This is a genomic window from Mycobacterium sp. TH-M103, assembly GCF_057473785.1.
In genome coordinates, this window is record NZ_JBYCLG010000136.1 from 1 (window position 1) to 16,790 (window position 16,790).

Annotated in this window: 16 protein-coding genes; 11 read left to right on the forward strand and 5 right to left on the reverse strand. The window is 69.5% G+C overall.

Annotated elements, in window-relative coordinates:
• The 9 genes from AC2VOR_RS07650 to proB all read left to right on the forward strand — a co-directional run.
• Window positions 1–2,453 (forward strand): valine--tRNA ligase (locus AC2VOR_RS07650; RefSeq protein WP_486963517.1); only part of this gene is annotated, 2,453 nt, incomplete at its 5' end.
• The gene (gene folC / locus AC2VOR_RS07655; protein ID WP_486963518.1) at window positions 2,450–3,898 is read left to right on the forward strand and encodes a bifunctional tetrahydrofolate synthase/dihydrofolate synthase; all 1,449 of its coding nucleotides are present in this window, start codon (window positions 2,450–2,452) and stop codon (window positions 3,896–3,898) included. The genes AC2VOR_RS07650 and folC, both read left to right, overlap by 4 nt.
• Window positions 3,895–4,287, forward strand: coding sequence for a DUF4233 domain-containing protein (locus AC2VOR_RS07660; protein WP_486963519.1), 393 nt, complete (start codon window positions 3,895–3,897; stop codon window positions 4,285–4,287). The genes folC and AC2VOR_RS07660 overlap by 4 nt, the downstream gene beginning before the upstream one ends.
• A 29-nt stretch (window positions 4,288–4,316) precedes the next feature.
• Window positions 4,317–4,727, forward strand: a complete 411-nt coding sequence (gene ndk / locus AC2VOR_RS07665) for a nucleoside-diphosphate kinase (RefSeq protein WP_486963520.1) — start codon at window positions 4,317–4,319, stop codon at window positions 4,725–4,727.
• A 296-nt stretch (window positions 4,728–5,023) separates the two neighbouring features.
• On the forward strand, window positions 5,024–7,777 hold the full coding sequence (gene rne / locus AC2VOR_RS07670) for a ribonuclease E (protein ID WP_486963521.1): 2,754 nt from the start codon (window positions 5,024–5,026) through the stop codon (window positions 7,775–7,777).
• Between the two features lie 210 nt (window positions 7,778–7,987).
• Window positions 7,988–8,299, forward strand: a complete 312-nt coding sequence (rplU, locus tag AC2VOR_RS07675; RefSeq protein ID WP_486963522.1) for a 50S ribosomal protein L21 — start codon at window positions 7,988–7,990, stop codon at window positions 8,297–8,299.
• 14 nt (window positions 8,300–8,313) lie between these two features.
• On the forward strand, window positions 8,314–8,568 hold the full coding sequence (gene rpmA / locus AC2VOR_RS07680; protein WP_486963523.1) for a 50S ribosomal protein L27: 255 nt from the start codon (window positions 8,314–8,316) through the stop codon (window positions 8,566–8,568).
• A gap of 91 nt (window positions 8,569–8,659) precedes the next feature.
• Window positions 8,660–10,102: a GTPase ObgE gene (obgE, locus tag AC2VOR_RS07685; protein ID WP_486963524.1), complete on the forward strand. Its 1,443-nt coding sequence runs from the start codon at window positions 8,660–8,662 to the stop codon at window positions 10,100–10,102.
• Window positions 10,099–11,217 (forward strand): glutamate 5-kinase, encoded by a 1,119-nt coding sequence (gene proB, locus AC2VOR_RS07690; protein WP_486963525.1) that lies wholly within the window; start codon window positions 10,099–10,101, stop codon window positions 11,215–11,217. The genes obgE and proB overlap by 4 nt, the downstream gene beginning before the upstream one ends.
• Here the strand turns inward: proB and AC2VOR_RS07695 are convergent.
• The 3 genes from AC2VOR_RS07695 to AC2VOR_RS07705 all read right to left on the reverse strand — a co-directional run bounded on the left by AC2VOR_RS07695 (window position 11,210) and on the right by AC2VOR_RS07705 (window position 12,853).
• The gene (locus tag AC2VOR_RS07695) at window positions 11,210–11,629 is read right to left on the reverse strand and encodes a DUF5313 domain-containing protein (protein ID WP_486963526.1); all 420 of its coding nucleotides are present in this window, start codon (window positions 11,627–11,629) and stop codon (window positions 11,210–11,212) included. The two genes, proB and AC2VOR_RS07695, sit on opposite strands and share 8 nt — an antisense overlap.
• Window positions 11,630–11,637: 8 nt before the next feature.
• Window positions 11,638–12,141, reverse strand: a complete 504-nt coding sequence (locus tag AC2VOR_RS07700) for a MarR family winged helix-turn-helix transcriptional regulator (protein ID WP_486963527.1) — start codon at window positions 12,139–12,141, stop codon at window positions 11,638–11,640.
• Between the two features lie 61 nt (window positions 12,142–12,202).
• Window positions 12,203–12,853: a TetR/AcrR family transcriptional regulator gene (locus AC2VOR_RS07705; RefSeq protein WP_486963528.1), complete on the reverse strand. Its 651-nt coding sequence runs from the start codon at window positions 12,851–12,853 to the stop codon at window positions 12,203–12,205.
• A 100-nt stretch (window positions 12,854–12,953) separates the two neighbouring features.
• On the opposite strand from AC2VOR_RS07705, the gene AC2VOR_RS07710 reads away from it, so the two are divergent.
• Entirely contained in the window at window positions 12,954–14,222 is a 1,269-nt protein-coding gene (locus AC2VOR_RS07710; RefSeq protein ID WP_486963529.1) for a cytochrome P450, read from the forward strand.
• Here the strand turns inward: AC2VOR_RS07710 and AC2VOR_RS07715 are convergent.
• Window positions 14,219–15,073, reverse strand: coding sequence for an SIR2 family NAD-dependent protein deacylase (locus AC2VOR_RS07715; RefSeq protein ID WP_486963532.1), 855 nt, complete (start codon window positions 15,071–15,073; stop codon window positions 14,219–14,221). The genes AC2VOR_RS07710 and AC2VOR_RS07715 overlap by 4 nt on opposite strands.
• A 102-nt stretch (window positions 15,074–15,175) precedes the next feature.
• Window positions 15,176–15,727, reverse strand: a complete 552-nt coding sequence (locus AC2VOR_RS07720) for a cysteine hydrolase family protein (protein ID WP_486963530.1) — start codon at window positions 15,725–15,727, stop codon at window positions 15,176–15,178.
• 59 nt (window positions 15,728–15,786) lie between these two features.
• On the opposite strand from AC2VOR_RS07720, the gene AC2VOR_RS07725 reads away from it, so the two are divergent.
• A partial coding sequence (locus AC2VOR_RS07725) for a nitrilase-related carbon-nitrogen hydrolase (protein WP_486963531.1) occupies window positions 15,787–16,790 on the forward strand: 1,004 nt, incomplete at its 3' end.

Genomic DNA, 16,790 nt, shown 5'->3' on the forward strand with positions numbered 1-16,790 from the left:
TGGAACACACCATGATGGACGCCCTGACCCGCCGTAAGCGCATGCAGGGGTATGAGGTGCTGTGGCAGCCGGGCATGGACCACGCGGGCATCGCGACCCAGAGCGTGGTGGAAAGGCAGCTCGCGGTCGACGGCAAGACCAAGGAAGACCTCGGCCGTGAGCTGTTCGTCGAGAAGGTCTGGGACTGGAAGCGCGAGTCGGGCGGCGCCATCGGCACCCAGATGCGCCGTCTCGGCGACGGCGTGGACTGGAGCCGCGACCGGTTCACCATGGACGAGGGCCTGTCGCGCGCGGTGCGGACCATCTTCAAGCGGCTCTACGACGCCGGGCTGATCTACCGGGCCGAGCGGCTGGTCAACTGGTCGCCGGTGCTGCAGACCGCGATCTCGGACCTCGAGGTCAACTATCTCGACGTCGAGGGCGAGCTGGTGTCGTTCCGGTACGGTTCGCCGGACGACTCCCAACCCCACATCGTGGTCGCCACCACGCGGGTCGAGACGATGCTGGGTGACACCGCGATCGCGGTCCATCCCGACGACGAGCGCTACCGGCACCTGGTCGGCACCCACCTGCCGCACCCCTTCGTGGACCGCCAGCTCATCGTCGTCGCCGACGAGCATGTCGACCCCGAATTCGGCACCGGCGCGGTCAAAGTCACGCCCGCACACGACCCGAACGACTTCGAGATCGGGCTGCGACACGAGTTGCCGATGATCTCCATCCTGGACACCAGCGGCCGGATCACCGGCACCGGAACACAATTCGACGGCATGGACCGCTTCGAGGCGCGTGTCGCGGTGCGCGAGGCGCTGGCGGCCCAGGGCCGGGTCGTCGAGGAGAAGCGGCCCTACCTGCATAGCGTCGGGCATTCCGAGCGCAGCGGCGAGCCGATCGAGCCGCGGCTGTCGCTGCAGTGGTGGGTCCGGGTCGAATCGCTGGCCAAGGCCGCCGGTGACGCGGTCCGCAACGGCGACACGGTGATTCATCCGGCCAGCCTCGAGCCGCGCTGGTTCGCCTGGGTCGACGACATGCACGACTGGTGCATCTCGCGGCAGCTGTGGTGGGGCCACCGCATCCCGATCTGGTACGGGCCCGACGGCGAGCAGGTGTGTGTCGGCCCGGACGAGACGCCCCCGGAGGGCTGGCAACAGGATCCCGACGTGCTGGACACCTGGTTCTCGTCGGCGCTGTGGCCGTTCTCCACATTGGGCTGGCCGGAGAAGACCCCGGAGCTGGAAAAGTTCTATCCGACAAGCGTTCTGGTGACCGGCTACGACATCCTGTTCTTCTGGGTGGCCCGGATGATGATGTTCGGCACCTTCGTCGGCGGCGACGACGTCCTCACCCTCGGTGGCCGCCGCGGACCGCAGGTGCCGTTCACCGACATCTTCCTGCACGGCCTGATCCGCGACGAATCCGGGCGCAAGATGAGCAAGTCCAAGGGCAACGTCATCGACCCGCTGGACTGGGTGGAGGAGTTCGGGGCCGACGCGCTGCGGTTCACGCTGGCCCGCGGCGCCGCTCCCGGCAGCGACCTGGCCGTCGGAGAAGACGCCGTACGGGCATCGCGCAGCTTTGTCACCAAGCTGTTCAACGCCACCAGGTTCGCCCTGCTCAACGGCGCCAGTCCGGCCCCGCTGCCGGACCCGGCCGACCTCACCGACACCGACCGATGGATCCTGGGACGGCTGGAAGAGGTTCGCGCCGAGGTGGATTCGGCGTTCGACGGCTACGAGTTCGGCCAGGCCTGCGAGGCGCTCTACCACTTCACGTGGGACGAGTTCTGCGACTGGTACGTCGAGTGGGCGAAGGTGCAGCTCGCGAACGGCCTCACGCATACCACCGCCGTGCTGGCCGCGGTGCTCGATACGTTGCTGCGGCTGCTGCATCCGGTGATCCCGTTCGTCACCGAGGCGCTGTGGCAGGCGCTGACCAACCGGGGGTCGCTGGTGGTCGCCGAGTGGCCGCAGCCCTCGGGAATCGCCCTGGATCCGATTGCGGCGCAACGGATCAGAGACAGGCAGAAGCTCGTCACCGAAATCAGACGGTTCCGCAGCGATCAGGGTCTGGCGGATCGGCAGAAGGTGCCGGCCCGTTTGGCCGGCGGCGGAGAGCTGAGCGCGGAAGTGCGGGCCGTGACCTCGCTGACCGCGCCCGGTCCCGGGTTCAGTCCCACGGCCTCGCTGGAGGTTTCGCTGGGCTCCGGCATGGACGACGTCCACGTGATCGAATTGGACACCTCCGGCACCATCGATGTGGCAGCAGAGCGCCGGCGCCTCGAAAAGGATTTGGCCGCAGCGCAAAAGGAGCTCGCCTCGACGGCCGCGAAACTGGACAACGCGGAGTTCCTGGCCAAGGCGCCGCAGCACGTCGTCGACAAGATTCGCGACCGCCAGCGGGTGGCCGGTGAGGAAGCCGAGCGGATCACCGCTCGGCTGGCCGGGCTGCAATGACGGAACAGCCCAATTGGGGACCGGCCGGCGACGCCGCACCCACCCCGGACGAGATCGCGTCGCTGTGGCAGGTGGAGCACCTGCTGGACCAACGCTGGCCCGAGACGAAAATCGAACCGAGCCTGACCCGGATCAGCGCGCTGCTGGACCTGCTGGGCTCGCCGCAGCAGAGCTATCCGTCGATCCATATCGCGGGCACCAACGGCAAAACCTCGGTGGCGCGCATGGTCGACGCCCTGCTGACCGCGCTGCACCAGCGCACCGGCCGCACCACCAGCCCGCACCTGCAGTCGGCGGTCGAACGCATCGCGATCGACGGCAAGCCGATCAGCCCGGCGCAGTACGTGGCGACCTACCGCGAGATCGAGCCGTACGTCCAGATGGTCGACGCGCAGTCGCAGGCCGCCGGTGAACCGGCCATGAGCAAGTTCGAAGTGCTCACCGCCATGGCGTTCGCCGCCTTCGCAGATGCGCCGGTCGAGGTCGCGGTGATCGAGGTGGGCATGGGCGGTCGTTGGGACGCCACCAACGTGGTCAACGCGCCGGTTGCCGTCATCACCCCGATCGGCATCGACCACGTCGACTATCTCGGTGACGATATCGCCTCGATCGCCGGGGAGAAGGCCGGCATCATCACCAAAGCCCCCGAAGGTGCGCCGGACACCGTCGCGATCATCGCCCGCCAGGCACCCGAGGCGATGGAGGTGCTGCTGGCCCAGACCGTGCGGGCCGATGCCGCCGTGGCCCGCGAGGACTCCGAGTTCGCGGTGCTGGGCCGCCAGGTCGCCATCGGCGGGCAGATGCTACAGCTGCAGGGTCTGGGCGGGGTGTATTCCGACATCTACCTGCCCCTGCACGGCGAGCACCAGGCGCACAACGCCGCGGTGGCGCTCGCGGCGGTGGAGGCCTTCTTCGGAGCCGGCGCACAGCGCCAGCTCGACATCGACGCCGTCCGCGCCGGCTTCGCCGCCGTCGCCAGCCCGGGCCGGCTGGAACGCCTGCGCAGCGCGCCCACCGTGTTCATCGATGCCGCGCACAACCCAGCCGGCGCCGCCGCGCTGGCGCGGACCCTGTCCGGCGAGTTCGACTTCCGCTATCTGGTCGGTGTGCTCAGTGTGCTGGCCGACAAGGACGTCGACGGAATCCTGGCCGCGCTGGAGCTGGCGTTCGATTCCGTCGTCGTGACCCACAACGGGTCGCCGCGCGCGCTCGATGTCGACTCGCTGGCGCTGGCGGCGCGCCAGGTGTTCGGGCCGGATCGGGTGACGACCGCCGAGAACCTGCGCGACGCCGTCGACGTCGCGACCGCGCTGGTCGACGAGGCTTCGTTGCGGGGAGAGGCGCAGGGCGAAAGCGAAGCGTTCTCCGGCACGGGGATCGTCGTCACCGGCTCGGTGGTCACGGCCGGAGCCGCGCGGACCCTGTTCGGGCGTGATCCCGAATGAGCGGGCAGGCGCCCCAGAACGCACAGCCCGACCCGTGGAAGGGATTTAGCGCGGTGATGGCCGCGACGCTGATCCTGGAGGCGATCGTGGTGCTGCTGGCGATACCGGTCGTCGGCATGGTCGGCGCCGGGTTCACCGCGGTGTCGCTGGGATACTTGGTCGGGCTGGCGACGCTGTTGATCCTGCTCGCCGGGTTACAGCGCCGGCCCTGGGCGATCTGGGCGAATCTCGGCGTGCAGGCGGTGCTGCTCGCGGGTGTCTTCGTCTACCCGGGGATCGGGTTCATCGGGGTGGTATTCGCCGGGGTGTGGGCGCTGATCGCCTACTTTCGTGCCGAGGTGCGGCGGCGGCAGGCTGAGGATCTGCCGCGGCGACCGCCGCCGGAGTGAGCGTTGCCCCGTTCTGTACGCTCTGGAAAGTGACCGAACGGACTCTCGTACTGATCAAGCCCGACGGCGTCGAGCGCCGGCTGGTGGGCGAGATCATCAACCGCATCGAGCGTAAGGGCCTCACCATCGCGGCGCTCGAACTCCGCTCCGTCGACCAGGACCTGGCCGCCCGGCATTACGCCGAACACGAAGGCAAGCCGTTCTTCGGGTCCCTGCTGGAATTCATCACCTCAGGCCCGGTGGTGGCCGCGATCGTGGAGGGACCGCGGGCCGTCGCCGCGTTTCGGCAGCTCGCCGGGGGTACCGACCCGGTGGACAAGGCCACGCCCGGCACGATCCGGGGCGATTTCGGGCTGGAGACGCAGTTCAATCTGGTGCACGGCTCGGATTCGGCCGATTCGGCCAAGCGCGAGATCGCGCTGTGGTTTCCCGACGCGTAGCGATCCTAAAGCTCGGGGGTCGTCGGTTCCGCGGCGTGATGTGGGATACTGGCACCGGGTGAACGTCGCCGGACCGGCGTCGGACACCCGGATGAAGACTTGGACAAGCGCGACAATCGCCGTCACGTGATCTGGCGCAGCATGTCAGGCCGTCATTCAGCACGGCGCCGAGTGGGTTCGACACGAGCCGCTCGGGGCGAGGCCATTGACAAGTCCGGGAGAAGTGACCCGGACACATAGCGCAGCCCTCGCGTGGCCGCGTCGTAATGACGCGCCCGGGGGCTTGAGGAGATTACGTGGTAGACGGTGCCCCAACTTCAGACACATCACGCGAGCCGACGTCGCCCGAGGACCTGCCGAACCGCCTGAGGGTTCATCAGCTGGCGCGGGCGCTGGGCAGCACTAACAAGGAGGTGCTGGAGGCCCTCGTCACCATCGACGGGCAGATGCGCAATGTGCAGTCCGGCGTGGACCGCGAGGATGCGCTGCGGGTGCGCGACCTGCTGTTCGCCAAGCCCCCGGTGGACGTCGTCGACGAACCGCCGTCGGCGGAGGCCGAGCCCGCACCAGGCACCGAGGGCGCCGAAACCGCCGCTGACCGTCCGCATTACATGCCGCTGTTCGTCGCGCCGCAGCCGGTCGAGACCGGGCAGCGAGCCGTCGGCGAGGACGACGACTCCGACGACACCGACTCCGAGGACAACGACGACGAGCAGGGCGATCGACCGGCCAACCGCCGCCGTCGTCGTGGCCGCCGCGGCCGGGGCCGCGGCCGCGGTGAGCAGGGCGGGCCCGAGGGCCAGGGCGAAGACGGCGACGCCGACGACCGGGACTCCGACGACGCCGACGACCGGGACTCCGACGACTCCGACGACGGTGACGCCGGTGACGACGGTTCCTCGGAGGGCGGCAGCCGCCGCCGACGCCGGCGGCGGCGCCGCAAATCGGGTTCCGGCGACGACAACGACGAGTCGTCTTCGCCCGACGACCCGCCGAATACGGTTGTGCACGAGCGTCCCTCGCGCGGCGGCAAGGGCTCCGACGGTTCCGGTAACGGCAGTGGCGGCGGTGAGATCAAGGGTATCGACGGCTCGACCCGGCTGGAGGCCAAACGGCAACGGCGCCGTGACGGGCGCGACGCGGGGCGGCGCCGCCCACCGGTGCTGACCGAGGCCGAGTTCCTGGCGCGCCGCGAGGCCGTCGAGCGCGTCATGGTGGTGCGTGACCGGGTCCGCACCGAACCACCGCACCCCGGCGCGCGCTACACGCAGATCGCGGTGCTCGAGGACGGCATCGTCGTCGAGCATTTCGTGACGTCGGCCGCCTCCGCGTCGCTGGTGGGCAACATCTACCTCGGGATCGTGCAGAACGTGCTGCCCTCGATGGAGGCGGCCTTCGTCGACATCGGTCGTGGCCGCAATGGCGTGCTCTACGCCGGTGAGGTCAACTGGGAGGCGGCTGGACTCGGCGGGTCGGACCGCAAGATCGAACAGGCGCTCAAACCCGGCGACTACGTCATGGTCCAGGTCAGCAAGGACCCGGTCGGGCACAAGGGCGCGCGGCTGACCACGCAGGTGTCGCTGGCGGGGCGCTTCCTGGTCTACGTGCCGGGCGCGTCGTCGACCGGGATCAGCCGCAAGTTGCCCGACACCGAGCGCCAACGGCTCAAGGACATCCTGCGCGAGGTGGTGCCGTCGGACGCCGGGGTGATCATCCGCACCGCGTCCGAGGGCGTCAAAGAGGAAGAGATCCGCAAGGACGTCACGCGCCTTCAGGAGCGTTGGAACCAGATCGAAGCCAAGGCGGCCGAGACCAAGCAGAAGGCCGCCGGCGCCGCGGTCGCGCTCTACGAAGAGCCCGACGTGTTGGTCAAGGTCATCCGCGACCTGTTCAACGAGGACTTCTCCGGCCTCGTCGTCTCCGGCGACGACGCGTGGAAGACGATCAACGATTACGTCGATTCCGTTGCGCCCGAGCTTGTTTCGAGGCTGACCAAATACGAGCCCGCCAGCGCCGAGGGCCCGGACGTCTTCGCGGTGCACCGCATCGACGAACAGCTGGCCAAGGCGATGGACCGGAAGGTGTGGTTGCCCTCGGGCGGCACACTGGTGATCGACCGCACCGAGGCGATGACGGTCATCGACGTCAACACCGGGAAGTTCACCGGCTCCGGGGGCAACCTCGAGCAAACGGTAACCAAGAACAACCTGGAGGCGGCCGAGGAGATCGTTCGCCAGCTGCGGCTGCGCGACGTCGGCGGCATCGTGGTCATCGACTTCATCGACATGGTGCTGGAGTCCAACCGTGACCTGGTGCTGCGCCGGCTGACCGAGGCGCTGGCCCGCGACCGCACCCGCCACCAGGTGTCCGAGGTGACCTCCCTGGGGTTGGTGCAGCTGACCCGCAAGCGGCTGGGAACGGGCCTCGTCGAGGCGTTCTCCAGCTCGTGCCCGCACTGCGGTGGTCGCGGGATTCTGCTGCACGCCGACCCGGTGGACTCGGTGCCGGCCAACGGGCGCAAATCCGAATCCGGCGGTCGGCGAGGCAAGCGATCGAGGAAGAACCGGTCCGAGGAGCCCTCCGGCCAGCCCGCCGTGGCCAAGGTGCCCGTGCACGCTCCCGGCGAGCATCCGATGTTCAAGGCGATGGCGGCGGGGTCGTCCGGCGCCGGGCGCGACGACGACGAATCCGACGATTCGGGCGAGGAGCTCAACGGCGAGGTCGGTGAGCCGACCGAGCAGCGGCGCGCGGCCGGCCCGGACGACATGGACCGCGAGGACTTCGACGACGGCGACGACGAGGAAGATCTCGACGAGGAGGAGGACCTCGGCGACGACGAGGACCTCGACATGGAGGACGAAGACGAGGATCTGGACTCCGACGACGAGGACGACTCCGAGGACGAGGACGACTCCGAGGACGAGGACGACTCCGAGGACGAGGACGAGGACGACTCCGACGACGAAGACGACACCGCGTGGGCTGCCCGCCGTCCACGGCGGCGACGTGCGGCGGGCCGGCCAGCAGGCCCGCCGATCCAGCTGGACTGATGAGGGAGTGCGTCCGGTCGGTTTGACCCTGTAGCCGCTGGTCACGTACCCTTGGTCAGTTGTCACCGGGCGGGGCGAGCAGACCGGCCCGGCTAGAGCGGGATTTCCGGGCGATCGGCACGGTCCCGCACCCAGACCCACCACGCACACCGTCGGCGGCATGCGCGCGAAGCGCGGCAAAACAGAGGCGAGAAAGAGGCAGGAGCAACGATGGCGACCTACGCAATCGTCAAGACGGGCGGCAAGCAGTACAAGGTCGCCGTCGGGGATGTGGTCAAAGTCGAGAAACTCGAGTCCGAGCCCGGCGCCCAGGTGTCGCTGCCGGTCGCGCTCGTGGTCGACGGCGCCACCGTCACCACCGACGCCGCGGCGCTGGCCAAGGTCGCGGTGACCGGCGAGGTGCTCGAACACACCAAGGGTCCCAAGATCCGTATCCACAAGTTCAAGAACAAGACCGGCTACCACAAGCGCCAGGGCCACCGTCAGCGGCTGACGGTCCTCAAGGTCACCGGAATCAAGTAGCGAAGGCGGCAGACATGGCACACAAGAAGGGTGCTTCCAGCTCGCGCAACGGCCGCGACTCAAATGCTCAGCGGCTGGGCGTCAAGCGGTTCGGCGGCCAGGTCGTCCAGGCCGGCGAGATCCTGGTCCGTCAGCGCGGCACCAAGTTCCACCCCGGCGTCAACGTCGGGCGTGGCGGCGACGACACGCTGTTCGCCACGGAGGCCGGCGCGGTCGAATTCGGGATCAAGCGGGGCCGCAAGACGGTCAGCATCATCGCGGAGGCCTGACGGGCGGACGCCCGGCTTTCCCGGGCAGCGTGCAGCCCCGAAACGTCGATCTCGGGTCAACTGGTTGCCGGGGTAGGTGAGAGGATCTTCGATGCCCCGGTTCGTCGATCGCGTCGTCGTCCACACGCGGGCCGGCTCCGGCGGTAACGGCTGCGCGTCGGTCCACCGCGAGAAATTCAAGCCGCTGGGCGGTCCCGACGGCGGTAACGGTGGCCGCGGCGGCAGCGTCGTGTTCGTCGTCGATCCCCAGGTGCATACCCTGCTGGACTTCCATTTCCGGCCGCACATCACCGCGCCGTCCGGCAAGCAGGGGATGGGCAACAACCGTGATGGCGCCGCGGGCGAGGATCTGGAGGTCAAGGTTCCCGACGGCACCGTCGTGCTGGACGAGAACGGCCGCCTGCTGGCCGATCTGGTCGGGGTGGGCACCCGCTTCGAGGCCGCCGCCGGCGGCCGCGGCGGTCTGGGCAATGCCGCGCTGGCGTCGCGGGCCCGCAAGGCACCCGGCTTCGCGCTGCTCGGCGAGCCCGGCCAGTCCCGCGACCTGACGCTGGAGCTCAAGACCGTCGCCGACGCCGGGTTGGTCGGGTTCCCGTCGGCGGGAAAGTCCTCGCTGGTGTCGGTGATCTCGGCGGCCAAACCGAAGGTCGCCGACTACCCGTTCACCACCCTGGTCCCCAACCTCGGTGTGGTCTCGGCCGCTGAACACGCGTTCACCGTCGCCGACGTGCCCGGCCTGATCCCCGGCGCGTCGCAGGGCCGCGGTCTGGGCCTGGACTTCCTGCGGCACATCGAGCGGTGCGCAGTGCTGGTGCACGTGGTCGACTGCGCCACCGCCGAACCGGGTCGCGACCCTGTCTCCGACATCGACGCGCTGGAAGCCGAACTCGCCGCCTACACGCCGACGTTGCAGGGGGACGCGGCGCTGGGCGACCTCGCCGAACGACCCCGCGCGGTGGTGCTCAACAAGATCGACGTCCCGGAGGCCCGTGAGCTGGCCGAGTTCGTCCGCGACGAGATCGCCGAGCGGGGCTGGCCGGTGTTCCTTGTCTCCACGGTCACCCGCGAAGGCCTGCAGCCGTTGATCTTCGGGCTCTGGCAGATGATCTCGGCCTACCGCGCCGCCCGACCGCCCGCCGTGGCGCGTCGGCCGGTGATCCGGCCGGTCCCCGTCGACGACAGCGGCTTCACGGTCGAACCCGACGGACAGGGCGGTTTCGTCGTCACCGGCGCGCGGCCCGAGCGCTGGATCGGCCAGACCAACTTCGACAACGACGAGGCCGTGGGTTACCTCGCCGACCGCCTGGCCCGCCTGGGCGTCGAGGACGAGCTGTTGCGGCTGGGCGCCACTCCGGGGTGCGCGGTGACGATCGGCGAGATGACGTTCGACTGGGAGCCGCAGACGCCCGCCGGGCGGCAGGTTCCCATGTCCGGAAGGGGCACCGACGCGCGGCTGGAGCGCACCGAGCGCGTCGGCGCCGACGAACGCAAGGCCGCCCGGCGCCGCAGGCGCGAACGCGGTGACGACTCGTGAGCGAGCACCGCGACGCCATCCGGTCCGCCCGCAGCCTGGTGGTCAAGGTCGGGACCAACGCCTTGACCACGCCGTCCGGTGTGTTCGACGCCGGCCGGCTGGCCGGGCTGGCCGACGCCATCGAGGCGCGGATGAAGGCCGGCACCGACGTCGTCATCGTGTCTTCGGGCGCCATCGCCGCGGGCATCGAACCGCTCGGGCTGTCAAGGCGCCCAAAAGATCTGGCGACCAAACAGGCGGCGGCCAGCGTGGGGCAGGTCGCGTTGGTGAGCTCCTGGAGCGCGGCGTTCGCTCGGTACGGGCGCACGGTCGGGCAGGTGTTGCTGACCGCGCACGACATCTCGATGCGCGCCCAGCACACCAACGCCCAGCGCACCTTGGACCGGCTGCGGGCGTTGCACGCGGTGGCCATCGTCAACGAGAACGACACGGTGGCCACCAACGAGATCCGGTTCGGCGACAACGACCGACTGTCGGCCCTGGTCGCCCATCTGGTGGGTGCGGAGGCGCTGGTGCTGTTGTCCGACATCGACGGGCTCTACGACGCCGACCCCCGCAAGACCGAGGGCGCCCGGTTCATTCCCGAGGTGTCCGGTGCGGCGGACCTGGCCGGCGTGGTCGCCGGCCCGGGCAGCGACTTGGGCACCGGCGGAATGGTGTCGAAGATGTCGTCGGCGCTGCTGGCCGCCGACGCCGGGGTTCCCGTGCTGCTGGCCGCCGCGTCCGACGCTGCGACCGCGCTCACCGACGCCTCGGCCGGCACGGTGTTCGCCGCCCGGCCCAATCGCATGTCGGCCCGCCGGTTCTGGGTGCGCTATGCCGCCGAGGCCACCGGCGCGCTGACCCTCGACGAGGGCGCGGTGCGGGCGGTGGTGGGCCAGCGCCGCTCGCTGCTGGCCGCCGGTGTGATCGCGGTGTCGGGCCGGTTCTACGCCGGCGACGTCGTCGAACTGCGGGGCCCGGATGCGGTGATGGTGGCCCGCGGGGTGGTCGCCTACGACGCCTCCGAACTGGCCACGATGATGGGTCGCTCGACTTCGGCGCTGCCCGACGAACTGCGCCGGCCCGCGGTGCACGCCGATGACCTCGTCGCGGTGAACGGGCCGGTCAGTTGAAGGGGTTGCTGTTGGCCTGCCATGCGGCCGATTCGGGGCGCGGTCCGTAACGGCGCGCGTAGTCCTCGTGCATCTCCGCCTGCTTTTCTTGTTTGATCACGTCGACCAGGTTCGGGTCGAGGCCGTGCTGTGCCAGCCGGTGCCGCCGCCAGACCTTGTTCAGGGCCAGCGAGACCAGCAGCGCCCAGATGTAGACCGGCACGGTCATCTCGGTGTGCACGTACAGCGAAGCGGGCAGCAGCCAGAACGGTGCGAGGACGAAAAGCGGCGGTATCGCCCACCGCATCATGTGCCGGCGCACCGCGCCCGGGCCCGCCAGGTCGTCGGCGACCCAGGCGCGCATGGACACCGGCAGGCACCGGCCGTACGAGTAGGCGATGTATTGGAACAGGTTGGGTTTGTCGCTGGCCATCGTGGCTCCTAGGGGCGGGGGTTTGAGGACTGTAGTGCGCCGGCGGCCAGGGCCGCGGAGTTGATGCGGGTCAGCACCCGGTGCAGGTGCTGCAGTTCGGCCACATCGACGCCCAGTCGTGCGACGACGGCGGCCGGGACATCCTTGGCGCGTTGCCGCAGGGCGATGCCGCGGTCGGTGAGTTGCACCGCGGTGGAACGCTCATCGGCGGGATTTCGGGTGCGGGTGATCAGGTCGAGCGCATCCAGGCGTTTGAGCATGGGCGACAGTGTGGCCGAGTCCATCTGCAGGGTGGCCGCGATCTCCTTGACCGCCAACGGCTTCTGTCGCACCGACGATGCCTTCTGGTGATCCCAGAGGGTGACCATCACCAGATACTGCGGGTGGGTCAGCCCCAGCGGCTCCAACAGGGGCCGGTAGACGGCCAGGACGGCGCGGTTGGTGATGCTCAGCGCGAAACAAACCTGCTGCTCGAGCGCCAGCGGGTCGATCTCCGGCGCGGACTGGGCCATAAATACATCGTACGTTAATAGTTAGGGCGCTAGCTAAGTTGCGCCCGTCACACCCGAGCGCTCATCCCGCCGCGAAGGCTTTGAGATACAACGCGCCCCAGACGATTTGGGCGAGCGTGGCGGCAAGCTCCGCGTCGTAGTCCGGGGGCTGGTCGGGCAGGTTCTGCTGGCAGGCCCGCTCGACCATCCAGGTGAGCGCGTTGGCGGTGGTGGCCGCGGGAAGTTCCCGGCGGATCGAGCCGTCGGCCTGTCCTTCCTCGATGACACCGGTGAGTCGCTGCGAGACGGCCGTCAGCAACTCGCGGTAGGTCTGGGCCGTCGACGGGTCGTAGCCGGCCATCTCGTTGAGCGCGACCAGCACCGGCTGGTGGCGCCGATAGGCGTCGATGATGCCGGCCATGCCGGCGCGCACGTCCTCGGGATTGTGCCGCCAGGCCACGTCCCACCAGCGTTCGGCGCCGGCGGCCAGGTCGGCGAACACCTGCCCGGCGAGGCGACGGAGCAGGTGGCCCTTGTCTTCGAAGTAGACGTAGAAACTCGCGCGCGAGATGCCGGCCTCGGTCGACAGCCGGTCGACGCTGAGTTCGGTGAAGCTGGCGCCGGCGCGCATCAGCCGGTCGGTGGCGTGGAGCAGCCGACGCTCCATCCGCTCCCGCCGCTGCTCGCGGCCCTCCTCGCGCCGGCCCTGCGGTTTGCGGGTGACCGACGGCATTCGCCCAGCATAGCCACCCGATCGACGCCTTGACTAGACATAATGTCTAGGCATAGTGTCGGGATCATGGTGTGACTGGCGTCATAGGAAGGCCTCGACGATGACGGTGATGGCAGGGAAGCCCGGCACGAACCGCGCCTACGACCCGATCGATCTGTCCTCGCGCGCGTTCTGGTCCACGACCGCCGCGGACCGGGAACGCTCGTTCGCTGTGCTGCGCGCCGAACGGCCGGTGAGCTGGCATCCCCCGGTCCAGGACGCGCTGATGCACGACCCCGATGACCGCGGCTATTGGGCGGTCACCCGGCGCGCCGACATCGTCACGGTCAGCCGCGGCAACGAGGTTTTCCTGTCCGGCAAGGGGGTGATGTTCGAGAACATCCCCGTGGACCTGCTCGAGGCCTCGCAGTCCTTCCTGGCGATGGACCCGCCGCGGCACACCAAGCTGCGCAAACTGGTCAGCGCCGCCTTCACCCCACGGCAGGTCCGCCGTATCGAGGACTCGATCCGGACGAACGCCAACGCCATCGTCGGCGAGCTGCGCGCCGCCGGCGGTGGCGTCGATTTCGTCGAGCACTGCGCCAAGCAACTGCCCATCCGCACACTGTCGGACATGGTGGGCATCCCGGAGTCCGAGCGGGAGCGGGTCGCGCAGGCCGCCGACGCGCTGGTGTCGTGGGCCGACCCCGTCTACCTCGACGGCCGGGACCCGATGCAGGTGTTGGTCGAGAACCAGATGTACCTGCACCAGGCCGCCGGCGCACTGGCTGCCGAGCGCCGCGCCCGGCCCGGAGACGACCTGTTCAGCGCCCTGGTTAACGCCGAGGTCGACGGCGACCGGCTCACGGACGCGGACGTGGCCGCGTTCTTCGTGCTGCTCTCGGTGGCCGCCAACGACACCACCCGCCAGACCACCAGCCACGCGATGAAGGCGCTCACCGACTTTCCCGCCCAGCGACAGTGGCTGCACGTGGCGTTCGAGGACCGCATCGGCACCGCGGTCGAGGAGTTCATCCGCTGGGCGTCCCCGGTGATGACCTTCCGCCGCACGGCCGCAATGGATTTCGAATTGGGTGGCCAGCAGATCTCGGCGGGGGAGAAGGTGGTGATGTTCTACCCGTCGGGCAACTGGGACACCGACGTGTTCGACCGTCCGGACCGTTTCGACCTCGGCCGCGATCCCAATCCGCACGTCGGTTTCGGTGGCGGCGGGGTGCACTTCTGCCTGGGCGCCCATGTGGCCCGGGCGCAGCTGCGCGCCATCTTCGGGGAACTGCTGCGCCAGCTGCCCGACATCCAGGCGGGGGATCCCTCGTACGTGCCGGGCAATTTCATCCACGCCATCCGCAGCATGCCCTGCGACTTCTAAGGGTTTGGAAGTGGCGCCACCGCCCCGCCCAGTTCGCAGGCCAGCAGCGTCAGCAACTCCGAGCACCCGCCCTCGACCTTGACGTCGGCCAGGTCGTCACCGCGGGTGCGTCCCCGGTTGACTATGGCGACCGGAACGCCGAGCGCGGCGGCGCGCCGCACGAATCGGTAGCCGGAGAACACGGTCAGCGACGAACCGGCGACGAGCAGGGCCTCGGCCCGCTCCATCAGCGAATAGGCCTGGGCCACAACGTGTTCGGGAACGCTCTCGCCGAAGTAGACGATGCCGGGTTTGAGCATGCCGCCGCAGCGCGGGCAGTCCAGGTACCGGAACGTCGTCGTGTCGGCGACGACGGCGTCGGCGTCGGGAGCCACCGCCAGGCCGCCGAGCGCCCCGGCGCGCGCCAGGAAGCCGGGATTGAGTGCCTCGAGTTCGTCGGCCAGCGCGGCTCGGCTCATGGTGTGGCCGCAGCCCAAACAGACCACCCGCGCGTAGGTGCCGTGCAGGTCGATCACGTTGACGCTGCCGGCCTTGGTGTGCAGCAGGTCGACGTTCTGGGTGATCACGCCGGCGACGACGCCCGCGCGCTCGAGCGCGGCCAGCGCCCGATGGCCCGCGTTGGGCAGCGTGTCGGCCATGTGGCGCCACCCGACGTGGTTGCGCGCCCAGTAACGCTGCCGGAAGACCGGATCCGACGTGAACTGGCGGATGGTCATCGGATTGCTCGGCGGTGAATCGGGCCCCCGGTAGTCGGGAATGCCGGAGTCGGTGGAGATTCCCGCACCCGTGAGCACGGCGACGCGGCGACCGGCCAGCAGCGCGACCAACTCGGGCGATTCTGCGCGGGCCATCACCTCTTCGAGGTTAGCGGCCCCGCGCGCTTCGCGAGCGTGCGCGCCTGCACGGCGACACGCCGTTGCGGGCGGCATTGTGCGCACGCTCGCCGTGGATGGTCAGCTCAGGCACTCCGCCGCGGTGGTGAGCTCCGCGGACAGGTTGCGCTGCATCATCTTGAGAGCCGCCTCACCCAACTCCTCGTAGATGTGGGCGACCGCGTCGGTGGGGACCACGACCTGGAAATGGCGCAGGTAGGCGTCGAGCGCGCTGTAGAGGATGCACTGCTCGGTGACCTGCCCCGTCAACACCACCCGCTTGGTGCCGCGGCGGTGCAGCAGATACTCCAGCGCCGTCCCGAAGAACACGCTGTGGCGGACCTTGGTCAACAGCCGGCAGCCCGCGGCCGGCACGATCGGCTTCACCAGGTCGGGCCGTTCGCCGTTGAGCGCGGATTCGACGATGTCGGAGAACTCCGCGCTGAAGTCGCCGTAGTTGTCGTTGACGTAGATCAGGTCGACACCGCCGGATTCGGGGTCGGATTCGCGCGCGCGGCGGACCAGTCCGGACAGCGGCTCGATGATGTTGCCGACATTGGGTATCAGTTCTTCGGCGTCGGGGTGCCGATAGGTGTTCATCATGTCGACGACCAAGACGGCGGTGTCACTCATAGGGCAACGTGTACCCGGCAAACCGGCGCTGACACCGCCTGGGCGAGAATGGGAAAGCGATGGACTTCTACAACAGCTACAGTCAGGGCTTCGTCCGCGTCGCCGCGTGCACCCACCACACCACGATGGCCGATCCCGCGGCAAACGCCGCGTCGGTGTTGCGGCTGGCCCGTGAATGCCACGACGAGGGCGTCGGCCTGGCCGTCTTCCCCGAGCTGACGCTGTCCGGCTATTCGATCGAGGACATCCTGCTGCAGGACCAGCTGCTCGATGACGTCGAAGCGGGCCTCGCCGAGGTCGTGGCGGCCTCGGCCGAGCTGTTGCCCGTGCTGGTGGTTGGCGCGCCGCTGCGGCACCGGCACCGCATCTACAACGCCGCGGTGGTGATCCACCGGGGTGCCGTGCTCGGCGTGGCGCCCAAGTCCTACCTGCCCACCTACCGGGAGTTCTACGAGCGTCGCCAGCTCGCGCCCGGCGACGACGAGCGCGGCACCATCCGCATCGGCGGCCCCGCCGGCCCGGTCGAGGCCCCATTCGGTCCCGACCTGCTGTTCGCCGCGTCGGATCTGCGCGGCTTCGTGCTGCACGTCGAGATCTGCGAGGACATGTTCGTGCCGATTCCGCCCAGCGCGGAGGCGGCTCTGGCGGGCGCGACGGTGCTGGCTAACCTGTCCGGCAGCCCGATCACGATCGGGCGCGCCGAGGATCGTTGCCTGCTGGCGCGTTCGGCGTCGTCGCGGTGCCTGGCCGCCTACGTCTATGCCGCCGCGGGCGAGGGCGAATCGACCACCGATCTGGCCTGGGACGGCCAGACCATGGTGTGGGAGAACGGCGTGTTGCTCGCGTCCTCCGAGCGGTTCCCGCGGGGGGAGCGGCACAGCGTCGCCGACGTCGACACCGAGCTGCTGCGCTCCGAACGGCTGCGCATGGGGACGTTCGACGACAATCGGCGCCACCACCGCCCCTCGGCGGAGTCGTTCCGGCGCATCGAGTTCCGGCTCGATCCCCCGGGCGGCGACATCGGCCTGCGCCGTGAGGTCGAGCGCTTCCCGTTCGTTCCCGC